This is a genomic window from Protofrankia sp. CiP3 (assembly GCF_917627345.1).
In the GTDB taxonomy this organism is placed as follows: Bacteria; Actinomycetota; Actinomycetes; order Frankiales; family Frankiaceae; genus Protofrankia.
The window spans coordinates 89,176-92,650 of the sequence record NZ_CAKJTM010000018.1 but is presented as its reverse complement, the minus strand read 5'-3'; the positions used below and the strand labels follow the sequence as shown (position 1 = coordinate 92,650).

Below are 3,475 nucleotides of genomic sequence, written 5' to 3'. Positions count from 1 at the left end.
CGGGCGCCAGGTGGTCCCCCGACGGCGCCGAGGACATCCTCAAGATCCGCGCCGTCGTCATCAACGGCGACCTTGACGCTTACCTGGCCTACTACAAGCAGCGCTACCTCACCGAGCACCACCTCGCCCGCTACGACCCCGCCAGCATCCCGGACCTCGGCCTCAACACCGCCCCCGCACGACCGGGATGACCCGGAATCACCCACCTCTCAAAGAGACGCACCCCTCAGGCACTCAGGCACTCAGGCACTGCGGGGGATCTACTTCCCATGTTCTCCATCTCGACGAAAGTCGGCTTCTTCCGAGAGGCTGGACGGATAGCCTGTTCCCTCACTCCCGGCCGGATTCACCGTGCGGTGGAAGAATCAGCATGCGACCTCGGACGCATCCCGGACGTCGCCTTTCTACATAATCCTGAGAAGTCCCTGTTGGGAGCGAGCGCGGTACCGGTCCGTGAATGCTTGGATGCGGCATGTGCCGCGCTGAATGAAACGGTAGCCATGGGCCTGTGCGCGTCGTGGGGAATATCGTCCTGGGATACAGCGCCGCTGATTTAGGCGCTTGATAGCGATCCTTTTGCGAAGGCGCCCACGCCAGACGTGCTCATGATCCGTGCGGGACTGACAGTACCGTCTGACAGGCTGACAGGCTCGAAGCGAGTGAGCGGACGGCGCGACGTCTGGGTGTGCGGCTCGATCGTCTGTGGGGGATTGAGCCTGTTCGGTGGGGACGCCGAGCGCGACCTCTGGAAGAGAATTAAAGCAGCCACCTTATCTTCACTCAGATGAACAAGGTTCAAATACGCAAGCCGTCTTTCGTGTGTCATATGAACTTCCAAGAGTGATGCGAATAGCCGTGAGTTCCGGCAACATGGACCATGTGAGAGAACTCGTGCCGGCCGAAAAACTAATGGTCGACTTGGATCGAATCGCCCATTGCCAGCAGATCATCCGTGCGAGAAGCGCTCACAGCTGAAGTTCTTTCACCAGCCTTTCGACAGCCTGAAGTGCCGGCTCGTGAAGCGGGCCTGAATACGAGGCGGGCGCGCTGACGATGTCCGCGCACAGGAACAGTACCATGATCCTACCGGTCTTGCTTTCCAGTTCCTCTCGGTAGTCTCGGTAGACGTGGCTGGCAAGATCGGGAATCGCCAGACTGTTGACCCACAGGTTTGCTGCGTCCAAGCCGCGCGGCGCTATTCCCCAGTCTTCCCAGTCAAGCAACACACATTCTGGTGCTGTGAGATTCGCCCAATTTAGATCGGCATGCGCGGCTGACCATTGCTCAACCCTCGTGTCGATCTGGCCGTCACAGGCCCGACTGATTGCCAGGTCTACCCGTGCTTGCGTTATCGTCTCGGTGTGAGGAGTAGCAAGCCGAGTGGTCGAATGCTCGGCAAGCGCGGTCAGCGAAGATTTCAGCGTCGCCCACCAATCCTCAGAAAGTTCGGGATCGGTGGTGAGGATGCCACCGGGTTTGACCGGGTGATCCGCCACAAAATCTGTCTCGTCAGCTCTCCATGTCAGACCCTCGTCGGGATCATTCCAGGAGACGCTTTGCCTCCATGAAGGCCGAGCCACGCCACGAAGTACCGATGATGTCTCCGTTCCGTTCCATCCCTGGCTGGTCATCTTCTCTGGGGATCGAACCTCAACGCGGACCCAGGTTCCTCTATCGCTGGCGAGCCCCATTGAGCGTCGTTTCCGCACCACAGTGGTTCGGTCAAGGCGAACGTCTAGAGACCGTTCGACACGTTTCAAGACATCATCGTAGGATCCAGACCTGAGATCCAGTTCAGGGCGGATGTGCGGCACGATGGGAACCTATCTCTCTTGTCGCCCGGTCGGATTATTGCCGTCCGGTAGCCGTTCTTCGAGAGTGCCACGCGGATGGGCAACAAACGAAGATCTGTAGAATTATATCTCGACGTCAGCAGCGATTGCCGGGCCATGCGGACGCGAACTTGCCGGTCTAGCTCGTCATCCTCGACACCGGGCTCTTCGGCTCGGATGAGAGCGCCTGCGTATTCCTCTGTTTGAAGGAGGCGGAAACGAGTTCGGACTGGTAGTACCAGGGGACGCGGCATCGCGGGGCGGCGCGCACGCACCTCAGCCCCACTCCTTGATCCACAGCCCTGTTGCCGGTCGCTCTACATGGAGCGAACCTCACAGCGCCGGAATGTACGTTGCCCGGCTGGGAAGAGCGGGGAACGGCACCGCGATAGCGAGTGATCTGCTCCAGGTCAGGACCGGACGCGGGGGGCCTGGTTGCGGCTGACCGTGTCGATGATCTGCGCGGTCGGGCCGACGACCAGGAGCTCGTCGCCCGGGCGGAGCCGGGTGTGCCGGGTCGGCCGGTAGTTGGGCGCGCGATCGGTGCTGGCGTCGTGTGCGGACGACGTGGCGACCGCGAGCATGCGGGTCCCGGTCGACAGTTCCTGGAGGGTCGGGCCGTCCAGGCCACCACCGGCGGTCACGGTGATCCGGGCGACGAGGAAGGGCTCCCGGTCGACGTAGAAGGTGCTCACCACCTCGTAGTCGAGGGCGGCGCCGACGAACCACGGGGTGGCCAGGGCGGACGCGCTGCGGGCGGTGTGGATGGCGAACCTGCGTTCGGCTTCGTCACCAAGGGTCGTGTCGAAGATGCGCAGCACCACCCGTAGCCCGGCCTCGTCGTCATTCCCGGTGCCGGCGCCGGTGCCGGCGCCGACGCTGGAACCGGCACCGTCGGCCGCGGGCACAGCGGTAGGCGGGGCGTGCCGACGTCGGCGCCAGCGTCCTGGCCCTCCTCGCCGCCGGGCGGTGAAATGATCGTTGAATGCCTCCCGGGCTGACAGCACGGCTTCCAGGTTCGCGACGTCGTCGCTGGTCAGGGCCGCGAGGGCGGCGGCTCGGGTGAGCCCGGCCTCCATCAGGGTCGCGCGGACGGTGGCGTCACCGAACACGACCGGCACCTTGAGGTCCCGGACGACCGAAAGGAACCGGTTGTTCTCGTTGCGTTCGATGATCACAACGTCACGCCCGGCGGTGAGCAGGCCTTCCACGGTGGCCAGCCCGACCGAACCGAGCCCGCAGACGATGACGTGGTCACGCGCGGTGGTGGCCCGCCCGCGTCCGATGGTCCGTTCCAGCCTGCGGCTGATGATCACATTGGTGATGAACGCGTAGACGACCGCGATGGACAGCGCGCCGATGAGGATCAGCGCGACGCCGAACGCCTGTAACCAGCCGCCGGCCGCGCCGAAGTTGAAGTCGCCGTAGCCGACGGTGGCCATCGTGGTGACGGTCAGGTAGAACGCGTCGAGCGGGCCGAAGTCCGGCGGCGCGGTCGGGTCGTTGTCCGCATACGTCAGGCTCAGCACCAGCGTGCCGATGGTCATGATGGTCAGCACGGCGCCGAGAGCGAGCCGGAACGGGCGGTCGAACTCGGCCGCGATGGTCACGGCCAGATCCCGTAGCCAGGCGTGCGGGCGGCG

General features: G+C 63.8%; 5 protein-coding genes. 2 read left to right on the top strand and 3 right to left on the bottom strand.

Translation table 11 applies throughout. The features are described from left to right. Both MJ797_RS09725 and MJ797_RS27450 read left to right on the top strand, forming a co-directional pair. Positions 1-191 (top strand): hypothetical protein (locus MJ797_RS09725; protein ID WP_239333895.1); only part of this gene is annotated, 191 nt, incomplete at its 5' end. A 78-nt stretch (positions 192-269) separates the two neighbouring features. Continuing rightward, the gene (locus MJ797_RS27450) at positions 270-557 is read left to right on the top strand and encodes an aldo/keto reductase (protein WP_374581856.1); all 288 of its coding nucleotides are present in this window, start codon (positions 270-272) and stop codon (positions 555-557) included. A 408-nt stretch (positions 558-965) separates the two neighbouring features. On the opposite strand, the gene MJ797_RS09720 is transcribed toward MJ797_RS27450, so the two are convergent. From MJ797_RS09720 to MJ797_RS09715, 3 genes are all read right to left on the bottom strand, one after another. Further along, complete coding sequence (locus MJ797_RS09720) at positions 966-1,814, bottom strand: hypothetical protein (protein ID WP_374581854.1); 849 nt, start codon at positions 1,812-1,814, stop codon at positions 966-968. Further along, positions 1,757-2,086, bottom strand: a complete 330-nt coding sequence (locus tag MJ797_RS27445; protein WP_374581865.1) for a Scr1 family TA system antitoxin-like transcriptional regulator — start codon at positions 2,084-2,086, stop codon at positions 1,757-1,759. Before MJ797_RS27445 ends, MJ797_RS09720 begins: the two co-directional genes overlap by 58 nt. Positions 2,087-2,242: 156 nt before the next feature. Further along, the coding region (locus MJ797_RS09715; protein WP_239333881.1) for a TrkA family potassium uptake protein at positions 2,243-3,475 on the bottom strand (1,233 nt) is incomplete at its 5' end.